Origin of the sequence: Cellulomonas sp. ES6 (assembly GCF_030053835.1) — a bacterium.
Taxonomy (GTDB): domain Bacteria; phylum Actinomycetota; class Actinomycetes; order Actinomycetales; family Cellulomonadaceae; genus Cellulomonas.
This window is the reverse complement of record NZ_CP125655.1, coordinates 958,931-984,406: the sequence shown is the minus strand read 5'-3', so window position 1 is coordinate 984,406 and position 25,476 is coordinate 958,931. Positions and strand designations below refer to the sequence as shown.

The following is a 25,476-nucleotide window of genomic DNA, read 5'->3' as shown; positions in this document are numbered from 1 at the left end:
CGCTGCTGCCGTGTCGAAGCAGCCCGTGATCCGTGCCGTCGACCTGCTCGTCGGCTACGGCGGGGAGCCCGTGTGCGCCCCCGTGTCCTTCACCCTCCCACCGGGCCGCGCGCTCGCCCTCGTCGGCGCGAACGGCTCCGGCAAGTCGACCGTCCTGCGCGCCGTGCTCGGTCTGCTCGAGCCCGTCGGCGGCCGGGTGGAGGTGCTGGGACGACCGGTCGACGAGCGCGAGGTCGGCTTCCGGACGCGGGTGGCGAGCGTGCTGGACGACGACGCGTACTTCCCGGCGCTGACCGTCGCCGAGCACCTGTACCTCACGGCCCGGGCGCACGGCGTCCAGGGCGCGGACGCCGTGGTGGACGGGCTGCTGGACGAGTTCGGGCTGACCGAGCACGCGGCGGCGCTGCCGGTCGCCCTGTCGTCGGGCCAGCGGCGGCGCCTGCTGCTGGCCGCCGGGCTCGTGCGTCCGCGGTCGCTGCTCGTGCTGGACGAGCCCGAGCAGCGCCTGGACGTCGCGATGCGCGACCACCTGGCGGAGCGCCTGGTCGCCGAGAAGCGCGCGGGCGGCTCGGTGCTGCTCGCGACGCACGACCCGGAGCTGCTGCGCGCCGTCGCGGACCGCGCGGTGCTCGTGGGCGACGAGAGCTCCCGGCTGCTCGGCGTCGCGGACGCCGTCGAGGCGCTGCGCCCGGGCGTGCTGTGACCGCGCAGCGGCCCGGCGCGGAGTCGGTCGACGAGTTCGCCACGCGGGACGGTGCGACGGGCGACGCCACCTGGGAGGACGCGCCCGCGCCGGCGGTGTCGCCGAGCGAGGGGGTGACCCCGGTCCCCGCCGCGCGGTCCATCCGCCGGTACACCGCGCAGGTCGCGCGCCGCCGGTCGGGGGCTGGCCTCGGCGAGGTGCTGGGCGACGTGTACTACGCCGCGGTCACGACGGCGATCGGCCTCGGTGTCGCGCTCGGGGTCGCCGGCCAGCTCCGCACCGCGCTGCCCCACGTCCCCGACCAGGCGCTGTCCACCGGCATCAGCCTGCCCACCGTGGTCGCCGTCGTGGCGGTGCTGGTGGGCGGGGCCGTGCTCTCCCTCGGCGCGCGGCTCGGGCCGGTCGGTGCGGGCGGCGCCGAGGCCACGTGGTGGCTCGGGTCCCCGGTGGACCGCCGCGGGCTGCTGCGGCCGACGGCCCGGCGCCTCCCGGTCGCCGCCGGCGTGGTGGGCGCGGTCGTGGTGGCCCTGCTCGACGGCGGCCTGCTCGCGGACCACGGCGTCGGGCACGTGCTGCGCATCGGCGCGGCCGCCGGGCTGTCCTGCGCGGCGCTGGTGCTGCTCGCGGGCCTCGCGCAGTCCCGCGGGGTGCCGCGCAGGACCACGGCGGTCGTGGGGGACCTCGTCGTCGCCGCCGCCCCGGTGCTGGCGCTGGTCGCCGCGCTCGCGGGCTGGCGGGTGACGGCGCTGCCGGACGTCCCGGCGGCGGTCCTCGGCGTCCTCCTCCTGGCCGTCGGCGGCCTGGCCTGGTGGCTGGACACCCGGCTCGGCCGGATCCGCGGCCGGCACCTGCGGGAGAGCGGCTCCGTCGCGACCCAGGCGGCCGGCGCCGTGGTGTCGCTCGACTCGCGCGAGCTCGGCCGCGCGCTGTCCGACTCGGCGGCCCGGCCCCGCCGGCGCTCCGTGCGGCGCATGCGGCTGGTGCGCGGACCGGTGTCCGCGGTCGTGGTCGCCGACACCACGGTGCTGCTGCGCTCCCCGCGGCACCTCGTGCAGCTCGTGGTGTCCGCGCTCGTGCCCGTGGTCGTCGTCGTCACGCCGCAGCTCGCCGGGGTGCTGGGCGTCGTGGTCGCGGTGCTGGTCAGCGGCTACGTCGGCATGCTCGCGACCGCCGAGGGCGCGCGCCGCGCGGAGATGGCGCCCGTGGTGGACCGGCTGCTGCCGCTGTCCGCCGCGCGGGTCCGGCGGGCGCGGCTCGTCGTGCCCGGTGTCGCGATGCTGCTGTGGTCGGGGGTCGCGTTCGCCGCGATCGGCCGCTGGGAGGGCGACCTCGTGGCCTGGCTGCTGCTCGGCGTCGTCTCGGCACCCGTGTGGGCGGGCGCGGCCGTGCGCGGCGCGTACCGCCCGGCGCCGAACTGGCAGGGGCCGCTGGTCTCGACCCCGATGGGTGCGCTGCCCGGCGGCGTGGCCGGCGTGCTGTCGCGGGGCCCGGACGTCGCCGTGCTCGGCATGGTCCCGGTCGTCATCTGCGTGGCGCTCGGCACCGTCGTGCCGACGCTCGTGGTGGTGCAGGCGGTGGCCTCGGCGATCGCGCTGGCGTTCGGGTCCAGCACCAGCACGAAGACGATGATGGACCGGCTGGCGGAGGCGACGGAGCCGGAGAAGGGCGGTGGGCGGTGACGCGGATCGTGGCGGGCTCGGTCGGCGGGCGGACGCTGGCCGTGCCGCCCCGGGGCACGCGCCCCACGAGCGAGCGCGTCCGCGAGGCGCTGTTCTCGCGGCTCGAGCACCTCGACGCGGTCGAGGGCGCCCGGGTGCTCGACGGCTACGCGGGCTCCGGGGCGCTCGGCCTGGAGGCGGCGAGCCGCGGGGCCGCGCGCGTGGTGCTGGTCGAGTGGGGCCGCGCCGCGGCGGACGTCTGCCGCCGCAACGCCGCCGCGCTGGGCCTCGCGGACCGCGTCGCCGTGGTCCGCGACCGTGTCGAGGCGTACACCGCCCGCCCGCCGGCCGAGCCGTGGGACCTGGTGCTGCTCGACCCGCCGTACGACGTGCCCGACGCGACGCTGGCCGAGGTCCTCGCCGCGCTGGTGCCGGCCCTGACGGTCGAGTCCGTGGTGGTGGTCGAGCGGTCCGCCCGGAGCGCGGCGCCCCCGTGGCCCGCGGGGATGCACGGCTTCGACACCCGGACCTACGGCGAGACGGCCGTGCACCTCGGCGCGCGCAGCCCCGTCCCGGACGACGAGCCGGCCCGGAGGTAGATTCGCTGGCGTGACGCTCGCGGTCTGCCCTGGCTCGTTCGACCCGTTCACGCTCGGCCACCTCGACGTGGTGCGCCGCGCGGCGCGGCTCGCCGACGAGGTCGTCGTGCTCGTCGCCCACAACGCCGCGAAGCGCCCGCTGCTGGACGTCGGCACCCGGGTCGCGCTGATCGAGGACGCCGTGGCGGACCTGCCGGGTGTCCGCGTGGCGTCGTCGGACGGCCTGCTCGCCGACGAGCTGCGCGCCCTCGGCGCCACGGTCGTGGTCAAGGGCCTGCGGGGCGGCGCGGACTTCGACGCGGAGCTGCCGATGGCGCTGATGAACCGGCACCTGTCGGGGGTCGAGACCGCGTTCGTCGTCGGCGACCCGGCGCTGTCCCACGTCGCGTCGTCGCTCGTCAAGGACGTCGCCCGGCACGGCGGACCGGTGGACGACCTGGTGACGCCCGCCGTCGCGGCCGCCGTGCGTGCCGCGCTGGCCCCTGCGCCCGGACCCGAGGGGAGCCCCGCATGACCGAGCCGACCGCCGCCGCCCGCCACGGCCTCACCGCCGTCCTCGACGCGCTCGAGGAGGCGCTCCAGGCCGCGCGCGCGATGCCGATGTCGTCGTCCGTCCTCGTCAGCCGCGCGGAGCTGCTGGACCTCGTCGCGCAGGCCCGCGAGGCCCTGCCGACCCAGCTCGGCCGGGCGGACGAGGTGCTGTCCGCCGCGGACGCCGAGCGGGCGGCCGCGCGCGCCGACGCGGAGCGCATCGAGGCGGCCGCGCGGCGCCGTGCCGCGGAGCTCGTCGAGCAGGAGGCGGTCGTGGCGCAGGCCGGCGAGCGCGCCGCCGAGATCGTGCGCGAGGCGGAGGAGACCGCCCGCGCCCTGCGCCGTGACGCCGACGACTACTGCGACCGCCGGCTGGCGGAGTTCGAGATCGACCTGGGCAAGGTGCTGAGCCAGGTCCAGGCCGGGCGGGCGAAGCTCGCGGGACGGCTCGAGGACGACCCGGCGTAGCGCGCCCGGGCGCCGGCAGCGGCCGGATTGGGCGCACGCCCCCGCCGTGCCGTAGGATCGACCGTTGGTCCTGCCGGTCACCGCAGGCACCGAGACCCCTCACGACAGGAACGTGGACCGTGGAGCGCCCGACTCACCTCGATCCCCGCTCGCCGCTCGTGCTCGACACCCACGAGCTCGGGCGACGTCCGGGATCGATGCGGCGGGTGCAGCGCACGGTTCCCGCGCCCGAGGACCTCGGTACCGACGTGATCGGCGTCCCCACCGGCGACGACCTCGAGCTGGATCTGCGGCTCGAGGCGGTCATGGAGGGGGTCCTGGTCTCCGGAACCGTTGGTGCCCGGGTGGTCGGGGAGTGCGTCCGCTGCCTGGACGAGGTCGTCGACCACGTCGACGTCCCGGTGCAGGAGCTGTACGTGTATCCCGGTCGCGCCGAGGTGGCGGCGGAGAACGGCGACGACGAGGAGGACGTGCGCGAGCTGGACGGCGACCTGGCCGACGTCGAGCCCGCGCTGCGGGACGCGCTGGTGACTGCGCTACCGTTCCAGCCGTTGTGCCGGGACGACTGCCCGGGTCTGTGCTCCGAGTGCGGAGCGCGCCTGGCGGACGAGCCGGGACACTCGCATGACACCATTGACCCTCGGTGGGCGGCCCTCGGCGGCCTGCAGAGCACGCTTGACGAGAAGAGAGAGAGCTAGCCGTGGCTGTTCCGAAGCGCAAGATGTCGCGCAGCAACACCCGTGCGCGTCGGTCGCAGTGGAAGACCACTGCCACGACGCTCAGCACCTGCCCGCAGTGCAAGTCGGACATGCGCCCGCACCAGGCGTGCCCGACCTGCGGTGCCTACGCCGGTCGCCGCTACGCCGAGGCGATGCGGACCGAGCACGCCGGCTGAGCCGACGCGCCACCCGTCCGCCCGAGCCGCCGACGCGCCGCCCGGGCGGATGACCGCACCATGAGCACAGCAGCAGCAGAGCTCGCCCAGCAGCTCGGGGTCCACCTGGACCCCGAGCTGCTGGTGCTGGCACTCACCCACCGGTCGTTCGCCCACGAGGCGGGCGGCATCCCGACGAACGAGCGCCTGGAGTTCCTGGGGGACACCGTGCTCGGGCTCGTCGTCACCGAGGAGCTCTACCGGCGGCACCCCGCGCAGTCGGAGGGCGAGCTCGCGAAGATGCGGGCCGCGACCGTGTCCCAGCGGGCGCTGGCGGAGGTCGCGCGGACGCTCGACCTCGGCTCGTACGTGCTGCTCGGCAAGGGCGAGCTCGCGACGGGCGGCCGGGACAAGGACTCGATCCTGTCGGACACGCTCGAGGCCCTGTTCGGCGCGGTGTACCTGTCGCACGGGCTCGAGGTCTCGCGCGGGGTCGTCATGGGGCTGGTCGGTCCCACGCTCACCGCCGCGGCGGACCTCGGCGCCGGCCTGGACTGGAAGACCAGCCTCCAGGAGCTCACGGCCACGCTCGGCCTCGGTGCGCCCGCCTACGCGGTGACGAGCGACGGGCCGGACCACGCGCGGACGTTCACCGCCGAGGCGGTCGTGGCCGGCGTCGTGCGCGGCACCGGGACGGGCACCGCGAAGAAGCTCGCCGAGCAGCGGGCCGCCGCCCTGGCGTACGCCGCGCTCGAGGGCGAGGCCGGGGCCGGCGACGACGGCCGCTCGGCCGGCTGACGGCCCCGTGCCCGAGCTCCCCGAGGTCGAGACCGTCCGCGACGGCCTCGAGCGGCACGTCGTCGGTCGCACGGTGCGCGCCGTCGAGGTGCGTCGCCCGTACAGCGTCCGCCGGCACGTCGCGGGTCCGGACGACCTCGCGGGACGGCTCGTCGGGCGCACCCCGGTGGCGGCCGTCCGGCGCGGCAAGTTCCTGTGGCTGCCGCTGGACCGCCCCGCCGGCGAGCACCCGGACGACGCCCTGCTGGCGCACCTCGGGATGAGCGGGCAGCTGCTCGTGCGCGGGTCCGCGGCCGACGTCGAGTCGGGGGACGCCCACCCGCACCTGCGCGTGCGGCTGCTGCTGGAGGACGGCGGCGCGCTGGACTTCGTCGACCAGCGGACCTTCGGGCACGTGTCGGTCGCCGACCTGGTGCCCACCGCCGACGGCGGTCCGGGCGGCGCGGGCTCCGCGCTGTCGCTGCTGCCCGCCCCGGTCGCGCACATCGGGCGCGACCTCCTGGACCCGGCTCTCGACGCGGAGGCCGTCGCCCGCGCGGTGCGGCGCCGGCGCACGGAGGTCAAGCGCGCGCTGCTCGACCAGGGCCTGGTGTCGGGCGTGGGCAACATCTACGCCGACGAGGGGCTGTGGCGGGCGCGGGTGCACCCCGCGGCGCCGACGTCGTCGCTCGACCAGGGCACGGCGCTGCGCGTGCTCGACGGGGCCGCCTCCGTGATGCGGGACGCGCTCGCGCAGGGCGGCACGAGCTTCGACGCGCTGTACGTGAACGTCAACGGGGCGTCCGGGTACTTCGACCGCTCGCTGGCGGTCTACGGGCAGCAGGGCCGGCCGTGCCCGCGGTGCGGGGCACCCGTGGTGCGGGTCGCGTTCGCGAACCGGTCGTCGCACTACTGCCCGGTCTGCCAGACGCCCTGACCCCGGCAGGCCCTGCCGGGATCCGCCGGGCCCCGGCAGGCCCCGCCGGTCAGCGGCGCACGAGGTTGCGCAGCGGCTCGTCCCGGACGAACGCCGCGATGTTGTCGGTGAGCAGGGTGTCCGCACCGACCGGCCGACCGCCGGCGGCGTGCGGCGTGATGAGGATGCGGGGCTCGTCCCACAGCGGTGACGACGCGGGCAGCGGCTCGGTCTCGAAGACGTCGAGCGCGGCCCCGGCGAGGCGACCCTCCCGGACGGCGGTCAGCAGCGCCTCCTCGTCGAGCGTGGACCCGCGGCCCACGTTCACCACCCAGGCGTGCCGGGGCAGGCGCCCGAGCACCCGCGCGTCGAGCACCCGGCGGGTGGCGGGCGTCGAGGGCAGGATGCCGATGAGCACGTCCGTGCCGGGCAGCGCCTCGTGCACCTCGGCCGCGGTGATCACCGGGTAGCCCGCCCGGGTCCCCGCCGTCGACGCGACCCCGACGACCTGGGCGCCCAGGACGGTCAGCAGCGGTGCCAGCCGGGTCGCGATGGACCCGAAGCCCCACACGAGCACCCGTGCGCCCGCGAGCGAGCGGAAGTCCCCGCCCTCGTGGGGGAGGCGCTGGACGCCGCCGAGCTCGGCGGCCCACCGGTGCTCGTCCTGCGCGCGCACCAGCTCCGGCAACCGGCGTGCGACCGCGAGCACCAGGGCCAGCGTGTGCTCGGCGACCGGCCCGTCGTGCAGGCCGCGCCCCGAGGTCACCCGGACGTGCGGCGCGAACCCGGCGGACAGCACGGAGTCGGGGCCGGCGGCCAGCGTCTGCACCCAGCGCAGCCGTCCCATGCGGCGGGCGGCGTCCGCGAGCTGGTCGGTCGGGTTCCCCCACGCCACGAGGGCGTCGGCGTCCAGCAGCGCGTCGGGCAGCGGCTCCCGCACGTCGTACGCAGCGGTGCGCACGCCGTCCGGCAGCGTGGGGGAGAGCGCGATCGAGGAGGGCAGCAGGACGGTGGTCGTCATGCGGGCAGGCTCCCGTACCGGACGGGAGGGCGCCAGGCGACGCACCGGCGGGGCGTCGGAGCGCCGGTGCGTCGCCTGGCGCCCGCGTGTCGTTACGATGCCATCGTGTCCGCCACGAACAGCGCAGTCCCGCCGGCCCGCACCGGGCCGATCTCGGTCATGATCGTCGACGACCACGAGGTCGTCCGGCGCGGCATCGCCGAGGTCGTCGAGCGAGCCGACGGCATGAAGGTCGTCGCCGAGGCGGGGTCGGTCGCCGACGGCGTCCGGCGCGCGGGCCTCGTGCACCCGGACGTGCTCCTGGTCGACCTCCAGCTCCCCGACGGCACGGGCATCGACCTCATGACCCAGGTCAAGGTCACCCTGCCGACGGCGCGGGCGATCGTGCTCACGTCGTTCGACGACGACGACGCCCTGGCCGCGGCCCTGGACGCCGGGGCCGCCGCGTACCTCCTCAAGAGCGTGCGCGGTGCCGAGATCACGGACGTCATCCGTGCCGTCGCCGCGGGCCGGACGCTGCTGGACGAGCGGACGGTCACCCGGCGCCGGGCCGGGCACGAGGACCCGACCGAGAACCTCACGCCGAGCGAGCTGAAGGTGCTCGACCTCATCGGCGACGGCCTGTCGAACCGGGAGATCGCCGAGCGCCTGGGCGTCGCGGAGAAGACGGTCAAGAACCACATCACGTCGCTGCTCGCCAAGATGGGCCTGCAGCGCCGCACGCAGGTCGCGGCCTGGGTGGCCGCGCGGCGTCACAGCGGGTGGCGCGCGGAGACCGGCCACTCCTGATCCGGCTCAGCCGAGCGGGACCTCCCACGACAGCAGCGTCCCCGTCCCCCCGGGCGCGACGCCGAGCGAGAAGGTCCCGCCGTGCTGGCGCGCGCGGGCGGCGAGGTTGCCGGTGCCGGACCGGCGGTCCCGCGTCGCCGGCAGACCCGCGCCGTCGTCCTCCACCTCCACGCGCACCGCGCCCGTCGGGCCCGCGCCGCGCACCCCGATGCGCACGCTGACCGAGGACGCGTGGGCGTGCCGGGCGGCGTTCGCGAGCCCCTCGCGGACCACCGCGACGACGTCGTCCGTCCGGTCGGGACCGATGCGCTCGTCCACGAGGTCCGCGACGATGTAGTCGCCGTCCGGCACGGCCTCCCCGTCGAGCAGCACCACCAGCGAGGGCGCGAACCCCAGGCCCGTGCGCGCGAGCGACGCCTCGCGCCGCAGCCGCTCGACGATGCCGGTCGCGGCGTCCGGGTCCCGCAGCGCGTACACGATCTGGCGGATCTGCCGCACGGAGGCGTCGACGTTGTCGAGGGCCTCCTCGACGATGCTCGTCAGCTCGGAGGGGTCGACGCCGCGGGAGGACCGCCGCCGGACGGTCTCGAGCTGCATGCCCGTGGCGAAGAGCTGCTGGATCGCGAGGTCGTGCAGGTCGCGTGCGATGCGCTCCCGCTCGTCGAGCAGCGCGGCCTGGTCCTGGGCGTGGCGGGCCTCCGCCAGCACGAAGGCCAGGGCCGCCTGGGAGGCGAACGACTCGGCCGTGGCGAGGTCGTTCGCGTCGAACGCGGGCGAGCCGATGCGGCGCAGCAGGATGAGCACGCCCACGCCGCGCCCCGAGGTCTGCAGCGGGGCGAACAGGGCGGACCCGAACGACCGCATCGCGGGCACGGTGATGCGCCGCGACTTGGCGAGCGAGTCGATGACGAGCCCGGTGCCCTCCTGCATGACCGACCAGGTCGGCCCGCCGGGGGTGAGCTGGGCGCCGACCAGGGTCTCGGCGTTGTGCCCGTCCGCCAGCTCGATGAGCAGCTCGCCGCCGACGCCCGGCAGCGCCAGCGCGGCGGCGTCCGCGTCGGCGACGTCCCGCGCGGTCGCGGCGATGTGGGCGAGCGCCTCCTCCTCGTCCGCGCCGGACAGCAGCATCGTCGTGATGTCCTGGCCGGCGCGCAGCCAGTGCTCGCGGCGGGCCGCGTCCGCGTAGAGCTGGGCGTTGGAGACGGCCACGCCCGCGGTCGCGGCGAGCGCGATGACGGTGGTGGCATCCTTGTCGGTGAACCCGCCGTCCTTCTCGGACAGGTACAGGTACCCGTACACCTGGTCGCGCACCCGGACGGACGCGCCGAGGAACGAGCCCATCGGCGGGTGGCCGGCGGGCCAGCCGCGGAACGCGGGGTGCTGCGTGAGGTCGTCGAGCTTGAGCACGCCCTGCGCGGGGATCCGGCCGAGCACGCCCTGCGCGTGCGGCGGGTGGCCCATGAGCGCCGCGGTCGCCGCGGGGACGCCGGTCTGGACGAACGTGGTCGACTCGCCGCGGGAGTCCAGCACGTTGATCGCGCCGTAGCGGGCGCCGGTCAGCTCCACGGACACCCGCACGAACCGCTCGAGCACCCCGGGCAGCTCCAGCCCGGACGCCACGGACAGGACCGCGTCGAGCAGGTCGGCGAGCTCGTCACCGGTCTCGGCGGCGGTGCCGAGCTCCAGGTGGGAGCGGCCACCGGGCTCGCGGACGTGGATCGTGGTCGTCACGCCCGGGCCGGACCCGGGCGCGCCGGCACCGGGACCGGGTGTGGTGTCCGGTGCCCTCAGGTGGTCCGCCATGTCTGTGCCCCACTGTCGTGCTGCTCGGTCGCGTGGGCCACACGGTAGTCGGCGTCGGTGTCCAGCAGGTGCGCGTGCGTCCCGCGCGCCGCGACCCGGCCGTCCCGGAGGACGACGACCTCGTCCGCGGCGCCCAGGGGCGCGAGCCGGTGCGTGACGACCAGCACGCCGCGACCGCCGCCGGCCGTGCGCGGCGTGCCGAGCAGGTCGCCGACCAGCCGGTCCGCCGTCACGGGATCGAGGTGCTCCGCGGGCTCGTCCACGAGCAGCAGCGGGGCGGTCGCCAGCAGGGAGCGGGCCAGCAGGAGCCGGCGCCGCTCGCCGCCGGAGACGCTGCGCGCGTCGGGCCCCAGCGCGGTGTCGATGCCGTCCGGCAGGCCCGCGAGCCACTCGCCGAGGCCGGCCCGCTCCAGCGCCGCGACGGCGTCCTGCGCGGTGGCGTCCCCGCGGGCGACGCGCAGGTTCTCCAGCACGGTGGTCTCGAAGACGTGGGCGTCCTCGGTGGTGAGCGCCAGGCGCGAGAGCCGCAGGGCCGGGTCGACGGCGGCCAGCGGCACCCCGTCGAGCAGGAGCTCGCCGCCGCGGACCGGCAGCATCCCGGCGAGGGTCAGCAGCAGCGTCGTCTTGCCGACGCCGGACGGTCCGACCACGGCGACGCTGCGCCCGGGGGCCAGGTCGAGGTCCAGGCCGGTCACCACCGACTCCCGCCCGGGCCAGCCGACGGCGAGGCCGCGCGCGGCGAGGTGGGGGCCGCCGGCGGAGGGCGACGCGGAGCGGGGGGACGCCGCCACCGGAGCCGGGGCGGCACCCGCCCCGTCCGCGGCGGGATCCGGCTGCGCCGCGTCGTCCAGCAGCGCGACGAGCCGCTGCGCGGCCGCCCGCGAGCGGTGCACCTGGATCGCGGCCGCCGGGAGCACGCTCGTCGCTTCGAACGCGGCGAGCGGGGTGAGGACCACCACCGCGAGCTCCACGGGGGCGAGCGTCCCCGCCGTCACGGCCGGCACGCCGACCAGCAGGGCGGCGACGACGGCGAGCCCGACGGCGAGCGTGCCGAGGGCGGCGGCGAGCGCCGCGGGACCGGCGCCGGAGTCCGTCGCCGCCGCGAGGTCGGAGTCGGCGGCGCGGAGCCGGGACAGCTCGGCACCGGTGCGGCCCTGGACGGCGAGCGGCCCGGCGTCCTCGAGCAGACCCAGGGCGGTGGCGGCCATCTCGGCCCGGGCCGTGGCGGCGCGCTGCTCGGTGGTCCGCGCGGCGCGCTGGGCCAGCCAGGGGGCGACGACGCCCGCGAGGAGGAGGCACACGGCGAGCGTGAGGCCGGCGGCCGGGAGGAGCAGGCCCATCGCGACGACCGTCCCGAGGCCCAGGACCGCCGCGACGGCGGCCGGCAGGAGCCCCCGGACGACGACGTCGCCCACGGCGTCGACGTCCGCGCCCACCCGGGCGAGCAGGTCGCCGCGGCGCAGGCCCAGGGTGGCCTCCGCGCGCCCCTCCGCGAGGCGGCGGTAGAGCGTCGTCCGCAGCCGGCTCATGCCGCGCAGCGCGACGTCGTGCGACACCAGCCGCTCGAGGTAGCGGAACAGGCCGCGGCCGATGCCGAAGGCGCGCACCGCGACCGTGGCGACCGAGAGCTCGAGCACCGGCGGCATCTGCGCGGCGCGTGTGATGAGCCAGGCGGACACCGCGGCGAGCGCGACCGCCGACCCGAGCGCCGCCACCCCGAGCAGCACCGCGAGCGCGGCGCGCCGGGGGTTCACGTCCAGCAGCCGCACGGCGCGCCACAGCGGGTCGCCGGAGAGGCGGTGCCGGAGCCCGCGCGGGCGGCGGTCCGGGCCGGAGTCGGCGGACGCGGCACGGATGGGTGCGCCACCGACGGGCGCGGCGGCCGCGGGGTGCGCGGCCGGGAGGCGGCCTGCCGCTGCTCCCGGAGGCGTCGGCGAGGTGCTCATCGTGCGCCCTCCGCCCGTCCGGAGGCTCCGGTGCCGCCTGCCGCGACGCCGCCGCCCGCGACCCCGGCGCCCGCGACGACGCCGTCAGGGGCGGACGCGGGAAGCGGCGCGGACCGCACGGTCACGACCTCGTCGGCGAGCGCGACCAGCGACGGCCGGTGCGCCACCAGCACCACGGTCCGGTTCGCGGCGCGCAGGGCGCGGACCGTGTCGAGGACCACCTGCTCCCCGGCGGCGTCCAGGTGCGCCGTCGGCTCGTCCAGGACGACGAGCGGCGCCTCGGACAGCAGCGCCCGGGTGAGCGCCACCCGCTGCCGCTGCCCGACGGACAGCCCCGCCCCGCCCCGTCCGAGCTCCGTGCGCCACCCGTCCGGCAGGCCCGCGACGACGGCGTCGAGCCCCGTCAGGGCGGCAGCCCGGTCGCGGTCCGCGCGGGCGGCGGGCGTGAGCTCCGCGTCCTCGGCGCCGGCGACAAGGCGGCCCACCGAGCCGGGCTCCAGGACGGGCCGCTGGGGGAGCCAGGCGACCTGCCGCCAGTAGGTCTGCGGGTCGAGGTCCGCGAGCGGCGTCGCGCGGCCGTCGGGGTCGACCACCTCCACCGCGCCCCGGTCGGGACGCAGGAGGCCGAGCAGCAGGTCCACGGTGGTCGACTTGCCGGCACCGCTCGGGCCGGTCACGGCGACGGTGCGCCCCGGGGCGACGGTCAGGTCCAGCCCGGCGGGCGCGAGCAGGTCGCGTCCGGGTGCCCGCACGCTCACGTCCCGGAGGCGCACCGCGGCGGCGCGCAGGTCCGGAGCGGGCTGCTCGCCACGCCCGGGGACGGGCGTCTCGAGCACGGCGAAGACCTGGTCGGCGGCGGCGACGCCGTCCGTGGACGCGTGGAACTGCGCCCCGACCTGCCGCAGGGGCAGGTAGACCTCGGGAGCGAGCACGAGGACGGCCAGACCGGTCTCGAGGTCGAGCTGGCCGTAGACGAGCCGCAGGCCGATGCCCACGGCGATCAGCGCGACGGACAGGGTGGTGAGCAGCTCCAGCACCATGCCGGACAGGAACGCGATCCGCAGGGTGCCCATCGTGGCGCGGCGGTGCGCGTCGCCCAGCGCCTGCACGCGGGCCGCCGGGCCGCGCTCGCGCCCGAAGGCACGCAGCGTGGTCAGGCCCGCGACCAGGTCGAGCACCTGCGACCCGAGGCGCTGCATCACGCGCAGCCCGCGGTCGGAGCGCCCCTGCGTGAGCTGGCCGATCAGCACCATGAAGATCGGGACCAGCGGCAGCGTGCCGGCGGCGATCGCGGCGGAGACCCAGTCGAGCCCGAGGATCACCACGAGCGTCGCCGGGGTGACGGTCGCGGAGAGCACGAGCTGGGGGAGGTACCGCACGAAGTACGGCTCGAGCGCCTCGAGCCCGCGGGTGGCGAGGGTGACGACGCGCGCGCCCTCACCCTCCGCCAGCCACCGCGGGCCGAGCTCGGCGGCCCGCGCGACGACCTGCTCGCGCAGCTCCGCGACGGCCCGGGTCGCCGCGCGGTGCGCGAAGCGCTCCTGCACGGCCGTCACGACCGTGCGCGCCGCGACGACGGCCGCCAGCCACCCGACCCGCGGGAGCAGGTCGGGCAGGCCGGCGCCGTCGTGCGCGGCCGCCGCGAGCACCTGCGCCAGCAGCACCGCCTGGGCGATGACGAGCCCTGCCGTGACGATCCCCAGGGAGGCCGTCAGGGCCAGGTACCCCCGGGCGGCACGGGCGTGGCGGAGCAGGCGCGGGTCGAGCGGCTTCACGCGGCTGGGCGGTCCTCAGGCCCGGGTCGAGCCGTCGGGGAGGTGCCGCCGTGACCGGTGCCGGCACCGACCTTCGACGTCACCTCGGCGAACGTCAGCCCGGTGTGCTCCGGGATGTGGTCCGTCGAGATCCGCTTGCGGAACACCCAGTACGTCCAGCCCTGGTAGAGCAGCACGATCGGGGTGAGGATCACGGCGACCCACGTCATGACGGTGAGCGTGTAGTGCGTGGACGACGCGTTGTCGACGGTCAGCGAGTTCGCCGGGTCGAACGCCGGCATCACGTCCGGGTACATCGACCCGAAGATCAGCACCACGGCCGCGACGATCGCCACGGCGGAGGCGATGAACGCCCAGCCCTCGCGCCGCGCGCGGGTCGTCAGGACCAGGGCCACGAGCGCGCCGGCCGCGACGACGACCGCCGCCCACGTCCAGGCCACCGAGTAGGCGAGCTGCGCCCACACGGCCCAGCCGCCCGCGACCACGAGGGTGACGACCGAGAGCCGGGCGGCCACCGCGCCGGCCCGCTCGCGGATGTCGCCGGAGGTCTTGAGCGCCAGGAACACGGCGCCGTGCGTGAGGAAGATCAGCAGCGTCGTGGCGCCGCCCAGCAGGGCGAACGGGTTCAGGAGGGCGAAGAACCCGCCGACGTACTGGTGGTTCGCGTCGAGCTCGACGCCGCGCACCAGGTTGCCGAACGCCACGCCCCACAGCAGGGCCGGGACGTAGGAGCCGATGATGATGCCGCGGTCGGACCACGCCCGCCACGCGTCCGTGTTGATCTTCCCGCGCCACTCGAACGCCACGATCCGCATGATCAGCGCGAGCAGGATCAGCAGCAGGGCGAGGTAGAACCCGGAGAACATCGTGGCGTACCACTCGGGGAACGCCGCGAACGTCGCGCCGCCGGCGGTGAGCAGCCACACCTCGTTGCCGTCCCAGACCGGGCCGATCGTGTTGATCATCACCCGGCGGTCCTTGTCCTTGCGGCCGAGGAACGGCAGCAGCATGCCGACGCCGAAGTCGAACCCCTCGAGGACCAGGTAACCGGTCCACAGGACGGCGATGAGCAGGAACCAGAGAGTCGAGAGCTCCATGTCGGTCAGTCCCTCCGTCCGTCAGTAGGCGAACGACAGCGGGCGGTCCGCGGCGTCCGGGGAGTTGTCGGGCTTGTTGTCCGGGTTGTCGGGGCTGACGTCCTTCTCGGTATCCGCGACGCCCTCGACGGCGTAGCGCTTCATCAGCTTGAACCAGACCACGGCGAGCGCCCCGTACAGCAGGGTGAACGCGGCCATCGAGATGACCACCGTGGTGGGGAGACCACCTCGGAGACGCCGCGCTGCGTGAGCAGCCAGACGCCGTCGACGCCCGTCGGGTTCGGGTAGACGACCCAGGGCTGGCGGCCCATCTCGGTGAAGATCCACCCGAACGCGGACGCGAGGAACGGCGTCGGGATCGCGATGAGCGCGATCCGGGCGAGCCACTTGTTGTCCGAGACCCGGCCCTTGCGGGTGAGCCACAGCGCCGACAGCGCGAGCGCGACGGAGCCGAGCGCGAAGCCGATCATGAGGCGGAACGACCAGTACGTCACCGTGAGGTCGGGGATGTAGTTCACGCCCTCGCCGAACTGCTCCTCGTACCGCGCCTGGAGGTCGTCCACGCCCTCGATCGTCGAGTTGAAGTCGTTGTTCGCGAGGAACGACAGCAGGCCCGGGATCTGCAGGTAGTGCGTCACGCCCTCGCAGTTGTTGGTGAGGTCGCCCACCGCGAACAGCGAGAACGCCGCGCCGTCCTCGGTGACGCACACCGCCTCGGCCGCCGCCATCTTGGTGGGCTGCTGCTCGAACATGAGCTGGCCCTGGGCGTGACCGGTGATCGCGAGGCCGACGCCCGAGATGAGCATGGTCACGACGCCGAGCATCACGGCTGGGCGGTAGACGGTGCGCGCCTTCTCGGCGTGGCCCTGGCGCACCAGGCGCACCATCCACCAGGCGGCGATGCCGGCGACGAAGGTGCCCGCGGTGAGGAACGCCGCGGTGATGGTGTGCGGGAAGGCCGCGAGCAGCGTGTTGTTGGTGAGGACGGCGCCGATGTCGTTCATCTCGGCGCGACCGGTCTCCGTGTTGAAGATCGCGCCCACGGGGTGCTGCATCCACGAGTTGGCCGCGAGGATGAAGTAGGCCGACAGGTTCGTCGCGATCGCGACCGCCCAGATGCACGCCAGGTGGATCTTCTTGGGGAGCTTGTCCCAGCCGAAGATCCACAGGCCGAGGAACGTGGACTCCACGAAGAAGGCGGCGAGGGCCTCCATGGCGAGCGGCGCGCCGAACACGTCGCCGACGAAGCGGGAGTACTCGGACCAGTTCATCCCGAACTGGAACTCCTGCACGATGCCCGTCGCCACGCCGATGGCGAAGTTGATGAGCAGGAGCTTGCCGAAGAACTTGGTCAGGCGCAGCCAGGCCTCGTTGCCGGTGCGCACCCAGATGGTCTGCATGATCGCGACGAGCGGCGCGAGCCCGATCGTCAGCGGGACGAAGATGAAGTGGTAGACGGTGGTGACACCGAACTGCCAGCGAGCCAGATCGAGGGCTTCCATGGGCGATCCGTCCAGGAGCAGGTGCGAGTTGGGGGCCGTACGGCCTAGGTGCCGGCCGCTCTCCGAAGGTATTGCGCGCGGCTTCACAAGGGTAGGACGAAGGTCCCGCGATCTGACGCCGTGTCGTCTCATCGTGACGCGCTTCACGAGCGTGATCTAGGGCACTGTGCGATACTGACGGCGGACTCCCGGGATCCACACACCCCGGGCGCCCACCGTGCTCGCCGCACCAGCGCATCGCGCTCGCCAGGCGCCGCCGGCCGCGGACGGTCCACCCGGACTGCCGCGCCAGGCAGGCGATGGCGCCGAACGCCCGTGCAGCGGCCGACACCGACGACTTCCGTCGCCGCGGGGACGCGAGCGACGACCGACCGCCCGAGGGCGCCGCGCGTGTGGCCGGCGTACCCGGGCTTGCAGGAGCACCACGCGTGACGCTCGACAACACCTCGGACACCACCCCGCAGCAGCACCGGGGGTGAGCAGGCCGAGGCGACCGCCCGGCCGCGTCGCACCCCCGCAAGCGCGTGACGAAGGCCGCCGGGTCGCCCGGCGCCCCGGCCGCCGAGCCCGCCGCCGACGCGCCCGCCTTGGCCGCGCCGGCCGCGGACGCCGCGCCGGCCGCCGACGAGGCGCCGGCGAAGCCCGTCCGGCGCCGCACGCCCCGCAAGACCAAGGCGCAGCTCGCCACCGAGGCCGCCGTGCAGGACGAGGCCCAGGCGGACGAGTCCGCCGCGGGCGCCACGGCCCCGGCGGAGCCCGTGGCCGTCGCCGAGCCGGAGCCCGCCCCGCGTCGGCGCCGGTCCACCCGCAAGGCCGCGCCTGCCGCGGACGCCGCCGCCGTCGAGGCCGCGGACGCCCAGCCCGCCGCCGATGCCGCGCCGCCCGCTGCCGCGCCGCCCGCCGCCGAGCAGCCCGCCCCCGCGGCGGAGCAGCCCGCCGAGCCGGCCGCCTCCCGGCCGCGCCGGTCCCGCCGTGCCACCCGCCCCGCCGCGGCACCGGTCGATCCCGTCGAGCCGGCCGCCGTGCTGCGGAGCCGGTCGCGCCGGTCGACGAGCCGCTGGTCGAGGACCCCGAGGACGAGCAGATCGCCGAGACGGTCGAGCAGGCCGAGCAGACGTCCGCCGCGGCGCCGGAGTCGCGCCTCGACGTGCTGGCCGAGCTGGGGCGCACCACGCCGTCCGCCCCCGCGGCGCCGGCGTCCACCACGCCCTCCACGTCGTCCGCCCCGAGCGGCGACCAGGACCGCACCGCCGCCCGTCTCGCGACCACCGCGCTGCTGTTCCAGGCGCCCGAGGCCCCGCGTCGCCGCCGGCGCGCGCAGGCGCCGTCCGGGTCGCCCGAGACGATCTCCGCCGCCGCCCAGGCCGCCGAGGCCCAGGCCGCCGAGGCGCGGCCCGAGGCCGCCGGGCCCGCCGCGGCCGCTCCCGCCGAGGAGCAGACGGCGCCGTCCCGTCGCCGTGGTCGCCGCGGCCGCACCCGTGCCGAGGAGGCCCCGGAGGCCGTCGAGCCCGCCGAGGCCGACGCCGTCGAGGTCCCCCTCGAGCAGGACGCGGAGCCGGCGGACGCCGAGGAGCAGGCCGCCGGTGCCGCCGAGGCCGCGGACGGCGAGCAGGACGGCGACGAGGGCACCCCGCGCCGCCGTCGCCGTCGCGGTGGCCGCGGTCGGCGTTCCCGCGGGACGTCGGACGGTGACGCCGAGGCCGCCGACGGCCCGGAGGACGCCGCCGACGACCAGCAGGACGCCACGGAGGACGCGGACGGCGCCGAGGGCGCGGACGACGCGGACGACGCGGACGACCGGTCCGAGGGCGACGAGCAGGGTGGCGGCAGCCGTCGTCGCCGTCGTCGCCGCCGCTCGGGCCGCGGCAGCGAGGCGGCCGAGAGCGAGCCGCGCCGGTCGGGGACCCGCAGCGACGAGGTCACCGCGCTGCGCGGCTCGACCCGCCTGGAGGCGAAGCGCCAGCGCCGCCGCGAGGGCCGTGACGCGGGCCGCCGCCGCCAGATCATCACGGAGGCCGAGTTCCTGGCCCGCCGCGAGTCGGTCGAGCGCTCGATGATCGTGCGCGAGGCGCACGGCAAGACGCAGATCGCGGTGCTCGAGGACGGCGTGCTCGTCGAGCACTACGTGTCCCGGCAGGCGCAGGTCTCGATGGCCGGCAACGTCTACCTCGGTCGCGTCCAGAACGTGCTGCCCAGCATGGAGGCCGCGTTCGTCGACGTCGGCAAGGGCCGCAACGCGGTGCTGTACGCCGGCGAGGTCAACTGGGACGCCGCGGGCCTCGAGGGCGGCCAGCCGCGCCGCATCGAGCAGGCGCTGAAGTCCGGCGACTCGGTGCTGGTGCAGGTCACCAAGGACCCGATCGGCCACAAGGGCGCCCGCCTGACGTCGCAGATCACGCTCGCCGGCCGGTACCTCGTGTACGTCCCGGGCGGCGGCATGACCGGCATCAGCCGCAAGCTGCCGGAGCCCGAGCGCGCGCGCCTGAAGAAGATCCTGCGCGAGGTCGTCCCGGACTCCGCCGGCGTCATCGTGCGCACGGCCGCCGAGGGGGCGAGCGAGGAGGAGCTGCGCGCCGACATCGCCCGGCTGCAGTCGCAGTGGGAGGCGATCGAGAAGAAGGCGAAGACCGCGTCCGCGCCGGCGCTGCTCCAGGGCGAGCCGGACCTGGCGATCCGCGTGGTCCGCGACATCTTCAACGACGACTTCTCGTCGCTGGTCGTCCAGGGCGACGGCGCGTGGTCGACGATCTCGTCGTACATCGGGGAGCTCGCGCCGGACCTCGCGCAGAAGGTGTCGAAGTACACCGGCGCGGGCGACGTGTTCCACGACCACCGCGTCGACGAGCAGCTCGCCAAGGGCATGGACCGCAAGGTCTGGCTGCCGTCGGGCGGCTCGCTGGTCATCGACCGCACCGAGGCCATGACGGTCGTGGACGTCAACACCGGCAAGTTCACGGGTGCGGGCGGCACGCTCGAGGAGACGGTCACCCGCAACAACCTGGAGGCCGCGGAGGAGATCGTCCGCCAGCTCCGGCTGCGGGACATCGGCGGCATCATCGTCATCGACTTCATCGACATGGTGCTGGAGTCCAACCGCGACCTCGTGCTGCGCCGGCTCGTGGAGTGCCTGGGGCGGGACCGCACGAAGCACCAGGTGGCCGAGGTCACCTCGCTCGGCCTGGTCCAGATGACCCGCAAGCGGGTGGGTCAGGGGCTCGTCGAGGCGTTCTCGGAGACCTGCGAGCACTGCAACGGCCGCGGGTTCATCGTGCACACGGAGCCGGTCGAGAAGGGCAACGGCCGCCCCGACGCGGGCGCCCCGCAGCAGGCGCCCGAGGGCGGCGAGGCCAAGAAGTCCCGCCGCAAGCGCGGTGGCGCCAAGGAGCAGCCGGCGGCCGGCGCGCCCACGGCGTCCGTCCGGTGCTGCCGGAGGCGCGCGAGGCCGTCAAGGCGACGCTCGCGACGATCGCCGCCGCCGCGGCCCACGCGCACGCCCACGACGACGAGCCGCAGCACGACCACGTCGCCGACGCGGAGGCGGACGGCACGACCGTGCCGCAGCCCGCGACCGCGGAGCAGGCCGAGGGCCGGGACGCCGCCGGCGACCGGGCGCCCGAGCCGGAGCAGCACCCCGTCGTGCTGGACGTCTTCGCCGCGCTCGGCGACCTGGCCACCCGCGCCGGCACGTCCGGCGAGGGCGCGAGGTCGACCGGGGAGCGGCCGCCACCGCGGACGACGCGCCGGACCGGCTCGAGCTGACCCCGGTGGACCCCGGCCTGTTCGAGCTCCCCGAGGCGGACGAGCCCGACGAGGCCTGAGGTGCGGGGCCCGGTGCACCGGCACCGGGCCCCGCACCCACCCCGGGATACCGGTACGGTTTGACCCTCGGGGACGGGCTTGCGTATCCTTGAACGTCGGTGCGTTCTGACGAGAGCCGCTCGTGCGGTCCTCGCCGGAGAGCACCGTTCGCGCGTACCGCCCCTGCGGTGCCGACGCTCCCGAGTCCCGCTGCCACCGCGGTGGCGCGCCGGGACGCGGCCCGGGTCGGGACGCCCCCAGAACCTGTAGTTCGACGAGCAGAGATGAGCAGCAACGTGGTGTACGCGATCGTGAAGGCCGGCGGCCGTCAGGAGAAGGTCGCCGTCGGCGACGTCGTCGTCGTGGACCGCATCGCGGCCGAGGCCGGCTCGACGGTCCAGCTGCCGGCGCTGCTGCTGGTCGACGGGGAGGCCGTGACGTCGGACGCCGCGGCGCTCGCCAAGGTCACCGTCACCGCGGAGGTCGTCCGGGACGAGAAGGGCCCGAAGATCGACATCCTGCGGTACAAGAACAAGACCGGCTACCGCCGCCGCCAGGGCCACCGCCAGGCGCTCACCCGCCTCAAGGTCACCGGCATCAAGTGACCCCGCGGGCCGCGCGCGCCGTGACCGACCTCCCGTAGACAGCACCGCAGGAAAGCAGGCCTGAGATGGCACACAAGAAGGGCGCGAGCTCCTCGCGCAACGGTCGCGACTCCAACGCCCAGCGCCTCGGCGTCAAGCGCTTCGGCGGCCAGGTCGTCAACGCCGGCGAGATCATCGTCCGCCAGCGCGGCACGCACTTCCACCCCGGCGTGAACGTCGGCCGTGGCGGCGACGACACGCTGTTCGCCCTCGCCGCCGGTGCGGTGCAGTTCGGCACCCGTCGTGGCCGCAAGGTCATCGACATCGTGACGGCGGGCTGACGCCGCCGCACCCCAGCACGCAGGCCGGAGGGGCGCACCGCACGACGCGGTGCGCCCCTTCGTCCATGAGGAAGGAACCACCCGCACATGGCCGCGTTCGTCGACCGAGTCGTCCTCCACGCCAGCGGCGGTGACGGCGGCCACGGCTGCGCGTCCATCCACCGCGAGAAGTTCAAGCCGCTCGCCGGCCCCGACGGGGGCAACGGGGGCAACGGGGGCAGCGTCGTCCTGGTCGTCGACCCGCAGGTGACGACGCTCCTGGACTACCACCACGCCCCGCACCGCCACGCCCCGTCCGGCACCCAGGGGATGGGTGACCACCGGCAGGGCTCCACGGGCCAGGACCTGGTGCTGCCCGTGCCGGACGGCACCGTCGTGAAGTCGGCCGACGGCGAGGTGCTGGCCGACCTCGTGGGCGCCGGCGCGCAGTTCGTCGTCGCCGAGGGCGGTCACGGCGGTCTGGGCAACGCCGCGCTGTCCTCCCCGCGGCGCAAGGCCCCCGGCTTCGCGCTGCTCGGCGAGCCGGGCGAGGCGCGCGACGTCGTGCTGGAGCTCAAGACGATCGCCGACGTCGCCCTCGTCGGCTTCCCGAGCGCCGGCAAGTCGTCGCTGGTCGCGGCGATGTCCGCCGCCCGGCCCAAGATCGCCGACTACCCGTTCACGACCCTGGTGCCGAACCTCGGTGTCGTGCAGGCGGGCGACGCGCGCTACACGGTCGCGGACGTGCCGGGCCTCATCCCCGGTGCGAGCGAGGGCAAGGGCCTGGGCCTGGAGTTCCTGCGGCACGTGGAGCGCTGCGCGGTGCTCGTGCACGTGCTCGACTGCGCGACCCTGGAGCCGGGGCGCGACCCGCTGACCGACCTCGAGGTCATCGAGGCCGAGCTCGCCGCGTACGCCGGGGACCTCGGCATCGAGGGCGGCCGGGTGCCGCTGACGGAGCGCCCGCGGCTGGTCGTGCTCAACAAGATCGACGTGCCGGAGGCCCGCGAGCTCGCGGACCTCGTGCGGCCGGACCTCGAGGCGCGCGGGCTGCGCGTGTTCGCGGTCTCGACGGCGAGCCACGAGGGCCTGCGCCCGCTGACGTTCGCGCTGGCCGAGCTGGTCGAGCAGGCCCGCCGGGAGGCCCCGGCGCCCGAGGCCACGCGCGTGGTGCTGCGTCCGCGCGCCGTCAACGAGTCGGGGTTCACCGTCACGCGCCGGGCCGAGGGCGACCACGAGTACTTCCAGGTCCGCGGCTCGAAGCCCGAGCGGTGGGTGCGCCAGACGGACTTCGCGAACGACGAGGCGGTCGGCTACCTGGCGGACCGGCTGGCGCGGCTGGGGGTCGAGGACGCCCTGCTGAAGGCCGGTGCCGTCGCTGGCGCCGAGGTCGTCATCGGCGACGGGCCGTCCGCGGTGGTGTTCGACTGGGAGCCCACGCTGCTGACCGGCGCGGAGCTGCTCGGCGGCCCGCGCGGCTCGGACGTGCGGCTGGAGGACCACAACCGGCCCACCCGCGGCCAGAAGCGCCAGGAGTACAAGGAGCGCATGGACGCCAAGGCCGAGGCCCGGGCCGAGCTGTGGACCGAGCGCGAGGCCGGTCTCTGGACCGAGGACTGAGGCGTCCGGCCCGCGGAATCCCGTGGGGCCGCCGCCGTCCCCGGGGCAGAATGCCCGCGTGAGTGCCGCCGCGCTGTCCGACCGCCGCCTGCTGCCCCAGGTCCACCGCGTGGTGGTGAAGGTCGGCTCCTCGTCGCTGACGGACGCGGACGGCCGCCTCGACCCCGAGCGGCTGCGGGCGCTGGTGGACGTGCTGGCGTCCCGCGTCGCGGACGGCCGTCAGGTCGTGCTCGTGTCCTCCGGGGCCATCGCGACCGGCATGGACCCCCTGGGTCTCGCTCGGCGCCCGCGGGACCTCGCGACGCAGCAGGCCGCCGCGTCGGTGGGCCAGGGGCTGCTCGTCGCGCACTACACGCGGGCGTTCCACGCGCACGGCCTGCGGGTGGGGCAGGTGCTGCTCACGGCCGACGACACGATGCGGCGCGGGCAGTACCGCAACGCGCAGCGTGCCCTGGACCGGCTGCTCGACCTGGGCATCGTGCCGATCGTCAACGAGAACGACACCGTGGCGACCGACGAGATCCGGTTCGGCGACAACGACCGGCTCGCCGCCCTCGTGTCGCACCTGGTCCACGCGGACGCGATGGTCCTGCTCACCGACGTCGACGGGCTCTACACGGGCCCGCCGTCCCGGCCGGGCTCGCGCCGCATCCCGGAGGTCCGCGGGCCGCGCGACCTGGAGGGCGTCGACGTGTCGGCGCGCGGCAGCCACGTCGGCACCGGCGGCATGGTGACCAAGCTCGAGTCCGTGGCCATCGCGACGGCGTCGGGCGTGCCCGTGGTGCTGACCTCGGCCGCGCAGGTCGCGGCGGCGCTGGCGGGCCAGGACGTGGGCACGTGGTTCGCGGCGACCGGGCGCCGCACGTCGACGCGGCTGCTGTGGCTCGCGTACGCGGCCCGGACCCGGGGTCGGCTCGTCCTCGACGACGGGGCGGTGCGGGCCGTCGTCGAGCGCGGCACGTCGCTGCTCCCGGCGGGCGTCACCGCGGTCGAGGGCGACTTCGAGGCCGGCGACCCCGTGGAGCTCGCGGGGCCGGACGGCACGGTGGTCGCCCGCGGCCTCGTCGCGTACTCCGCGCAGGAGGCGCCGGGGCTGCTCGGGCGCTCGACGCAGGACCTGCGTGCCGACCTCGGGGAGGGGTACGACCGGGAGCTCGTGCACCGGGACGACCTCGTGCTGGTGCGCCGGCGGCGCTGAGCGCGGAGCGGGGCGCCGGGGCGGGCGCGGTGGGCCGGGCGCGTCGGCGGCCGCCCGACCAGCCCCCGGACGGCTCCGGGGCGTGTCCGGCGCCCGGGACTACCCTGGTGCGATGACGACCTCCCTCGACGCCCCGGCCACCGACGGGGCGCAGCACCTCGACGCGGCCCCGGCACCGGGGAGCGGCACGCAGCCCGACGTCACCGAGCAGGTGCTCGCCGTGGCCCGGCGCGCGCAGGTCGCCGCCCGCGCGCTCGCCGTGGCCACCCGGGCCACGAAGGACGCCGCGCTCGGGGCGCTCGCGGACGCGCTCGTCGCGGACGCCGACGCGATCGTGACGGCGAACGCCGAGGACGTGGCCCGCGGTCGCGAGCAGGGCACGTCCGTCCGCCGGCCTGCTCGACCGGCTCACGCTCACGCCCGAGCGGATCGCCGGCATCGCGGACGCCCTGCGGGAGGTCGCGGCGCTGCCCGACCCGGTCGGGGAGGTCGTGCGCGGCTCCACGCTGCCGAACGGCCTGCGGATGCGCCAGCTCCGGGTCCCGATGGGCGTGGTCGGCATGATCTACGAGGCGCGGCCCAACGTCACCGTCGACGCCGTCGGGCTCGCGCTGAAGAGCGGCAACGCGGTGGTGCTCCGGGGCGGGTCGGCCGCCGCGCGCAGCAACGAGCGGATCGTCGCGGTGCTGCGGGCCGCCCTCGAGGCCCGCGGGCTGCCCGCCGACCTCGTCCAGTCGATCGACGCGTACGGCCGCGCGGGCGGCGTCGCGCTCATGCACGCCCGCGGCCTGGTGGACGTGCTGGTGCCGCGCGGCGGCGCCGACCTGATCCGGACCGTCGTGCGCGAGGCCACCGTGCCGGTCATCGAGACCGGCGTCGGCAACGTGCACGTGTACGTCGACGCCACGGCCGACCCCGCGGTCGCCCTGCCGATCCTGCTCAACGCGAAGACGCAGCGCGTCGGCGTCTGCAACGCGGCGGAGACGCTGCTGGTCCACCGTGACGCCGCCGCGGGGTTCCTGCCGTCGGCGCTGACCGCGCTCGCGGACGCCGGGGTCACGGTGCACGGCGACGCCGCGACCGCGGGCCTCGCGCCCGCGGGGTTGGACGTCGTGCCGGCCACCGACGAGGACTGGGCGACCGAGTACCTGTCGCTCGACCTCGCCGTGCGGGTGGTCGACGACCTCGACGCCGCGCTGGAGCACATCCGCACCTGGTCGTCGGGGCACACCGAGGCGATCGTCACGCGCGACCTCGCCGCGTCCGAGCGGTTCGTGGCCGAGGTCGACTCCGCGGCCGTCATGGTCAACGCGTCCACCCGGTTCACGGACGGCGGCCAGCTCGGCCTCGGCGCCGAGATCGGCATCTCCACCCAGAAGCTGCACGCCCGCGGCCCCATGGGGCTCGCCGAGCTGACCACCACCAAGTGGGTGGTGCACGGCGACGGGCACGTCCGTCCCTGACGGGGACCCGCCGGACGTGCGACACTGGACCCTC

General features: G+C 76.1%; 20 protein-coding genes and 2 pseudogenes. 16 read left to right on the top strand and 6 right to left on the bottom strand.

The window, feature by feature from the left end; genetic code table 11:
• Positions 1 to 10: 10 nt before the first annotated feature.
• The 9 genes from P9841_RS04670 (at position 11) to mutM (ending at position 6,547) form a co-directional block, all read left to right on the top strand.
• Complete coding sequence (locus tag P9841_RS04670) at positions 11 to 703, top strand: ABC transporter ATP-binding protein (protein ID WP_283320916.1); 693 nt, start codon at positions 11 to 13, stop codon at positions 701 to 703.
• Positions 700 to 2,382: a DUF6297 family protein gene (locus tag P9841_RS04665; protein ID WP_283320915.1), complete on the top strand. Its 1,683-nt coding sequence runs from the start codon at positions 700 to 702 to the stop codon at positions 2,380 to 2,382. The genes P9841_RS04670 and P9841_RS04665 overlap by 4 nt, the downstream gene beginning before the upstream one ends.
• Complete coding sequence (rsmD, locus tag P9841_RS04660) at positions 2,379 to 2,960, top strand: 16S rRNA (guanine(966)-N(2))-methyltransferase RsmD (RefSeq protein ID WP_283320914.1); 582 nt, start codon at positions 2,379 to 2,381, stop codon at positions 2,958 to 2,960. Before P9841_RS04665 ends, rsmD begins: the two co-directional genes overlap by 4 nt.
• Before the next feature lie 10 nt (positions 2,961 to 2,970).
• Complete coding sequence (gene coaD, locus P9841_RS04655; protein WP_283320913.1) at positions 2,971 to 3,474, top strand: pantetheine-phosphate adenylyltransferase; 504 nt, start codon at positions 2,971 to 2,973, stop codon at positions 3,472 to 3,474.
• A complete protein-coding gene (locus P9841_RS04650) occupies positions 3,471 to 3,959 on the top strand; it encodes a hypothetical protein (protein WP_283320912.1) in 489 nt (162 codons plus the stop codon). The genes coaD and P9841_RS04650 overlap by 4 nt, the downstream gene beginning before the upstream one ends.
• Positions 3,960 to 4,078: 119 nt before the next feature.
• A complete protein-coding gene (locus P9841_RS04645) occupies positions 4,079 to 4,657 on the top strand; it encodes a YceD family protein (RefSeq protein WP_283320911.1) in 579 nt (192 codons plus the stop codon).
• 2 nt (positions 4,658 to 4,659) lie between these two features.
• The gene (gene rpmF / locus P9841_RS04640) at positions 4,660 to 4,854 is read left to right on the top strand and encodes a 50S ribosomal protein L32 (protein WP_146839392.1); all 195 of its coding nucleotides are present in this window, start codon (positions 4,660 to 4,662) and stop codon (positions 4,852 to 4,854) included.
• A gap of 60 nt (positions 4,855 to 4,914) precedes the next feature.
• Complete coding sequence (gene rnc, locus P9841_RS04635; protein ID WP_283320910.1) at positions 4,915 to 5,631, top strand: ribonuclease III; 717 nt, start codon at positions 4,915 to 4,917, stop codon at positions 5,629 to 5,631.
• 7 nt (positions 5,632 to 5,638) lie between these two features.
• Complete coding sequence (gene mutM / locus P9841_RS04630) at positions 5,639 to 6,547, top strand: bifunctional DNA-formamidopyrimidine glycosylase/DNA-(apurinic or apyrimidinic site) lyase (protein ID WP_283320909.1); 909 nt, start codon at positions 5,639 to 5,641, stop codon at positions 6,545 to 6,547.
• 49 nt (positions 6,548 to 6,596) lie between these two features.
• Here the strand turns inward: mutM and P9841_RS04625 are convergent, their stop codons facing one another.
• On the bottom strand, positions 6,597 to 7,547 hold the full coding sequence (locus P9841_RS04625) for a phosphoglycerate dehydrogenase (protein WP_283320908.1): 951 nt from the start codon (positions 7,545 to 7,547) through the stop codon (positions 6,597 to 6,599).
• Between the two features lie 159 nt (positions 7,548 to 7,706).
• On the opposite strand from P9841_RS04625, the gene P9841_RS04620 reads away from it, so the two are divergent.
• On the top strand, positions 7,707 to 8,336 hold the full coding sequence (locus P9841_RS04620) for a response regulator (protein ID WP_222172615.1): 630 nt from the start codon (positions 7,707 to 7,709) through the stop codon (positions 8,334 to 8,336).
• 6 nt (positions 8,337 to 8,342) lie between these two features.
• On the opposite strand, the gene P9841_RS04615 is transcribed toward P9841_RS04620, so the two are convergent.
• From P9841_RS04615 to P9841_RS04595, 5 genes and pseudogenes are all read right to left on the bottom strand, one after another.
• The gene (locus P9841_RS04615) at positions 8,343 to 10,067 is read right to left on the bottom strand and encodes a sensor histidine kinase (protein ID WP_349306926.1); all 1,725 of its coding nucleotides are present in this window, start codon (positions 10,065 to 10,067) and stop codon (positions 8,343 to 8,345) included.
• Positions 10,068 to 10,123: 56 nt separating this feature from the next.
• Positions 10,124 to 12,085, bottom strand: a complete 1,962-nt coding sequence (gene cydC / locus P9841_RS04610; RefSeq protein ID WP_283320907.1) for a thiol reductant ABC exporter subunit CydC — start codon at positions 12,083 to 12,085, stop codon at positions 10,124 to 10,126.
• Positions 12,082 to 13,860 (bottom strand): thiol reductant ABC exporter subunit CydD, encoded by a 1,779-nt coding sequence (cydD, locus tag P9841_RS04605; protein ID WP_283320906.1) that lies wholly within the window; start codon positions 13,858 to 13,860, stop codon positions 12,082 to 12,084. Before cydD ends, cydC begins: the two co-directional genes overlap by 4 nt.
• On the bottom strand, positions 13,857 to 14,957 hold the full coding sequence (cydB, locus tag P9841_RS04600; protein WP_283320905.1) for a cytochrome d ubiquinol oxidase subunit II: 1,101 nt from the start codon (positions 14,955 to 14,957) through the stop codon (positions 13,857 to 13,859). Before cydB ends, cydD begins: the two co-directional genes overlap by 4 nt.
• A 21-nt stretch (positions 14,958 to 14,978) precedes the next feature.
• A pseudogene (locus tag P9841_RS04595) lies at positions 14,979 to 16,459 on the bottom strand (cytochrome ubiquinol oxidase subunit I).
• 1,147 nt (positions 16,460 to 17,606) lie between these two features.
• On the opposite strand from P9841_RS04595, the gene P9841_RS04590 reads away from it, so the two are divergent.
• From P9841_RS04590 to P9841_RS04565, 6 genes and pseudogenes are all read left to right on the top strand, one after another.
• On the top strand, positions 17,607 to 20,387 hold the full coding sequence (locus P9841_RS04590; protein WP_349306925.1) for an Rne/Rng family ribonuclease: 2,781 nt from the start codon (positions 17,607 to 17,609) through the stop codon (positions 20,385 to 20,387).
• A 166-nt stretch (positions 20,388 to 20,553) separates the two neighbouring features.
• Positions 20,554 to 20,862, top strand: a complete 309-nt coding sequence (gene rplU, locus P9841_RS04585; RefSeq protein WP_222172616.1) for a 50S ribosomal protein L21 — start codon at positions 20,554 to 20,556, stop codon at positions 20,860 to 20,862.
• 65 nt (positions 20,863 to 20,927) lie between these two features.
• On the top strand, positions 20,928 to 21,182 hold the full coding sequence (gene rpmA / locus P9841_RS04580) for a 50S ribosomal protein L27 (RefSeq protein WP_147796066.1): 255 nt from the start codon (positions 20,928 to 20,930) through the stop codon (positions 21,180 to 21,182).
• Between the two features lie 87 nt (positions 21,183 to 21,269).
• Entirely contained in the window at positions 21,270 to 22,781 is a 1,512-nt protein-coding gene (gene obgE, locus P9841_RS04575; RefSeq protein ID WP_283320904.1) for a GTPase ObgE, read from the top strand.
• A gap of 58 nt (positions 22,782 to 22,839) precedes the next feature.
• On the top strand, positions 22,840 to 23,979 hold the full coding sequence (proB, locus tag P9841_RS04570; RefSeq protein ID WP_283320903.1) for a glutamate 5-kinase: 1,140 nt from the start codon (positions 22,840 to 22,842) through the stop codon (positions 23,977 to 23,979).
• Between the two features lie 112 nt (positions 23,980 to 24,091).
• Positions 24,092 to 25,442: pseudogene (locus P9841_RS04565) on the top strand (glutamate-5-semialdehyde dehydrogenase).
• Positions 25,443 to 25,476 lie beyond the last annotated feature (34 nt).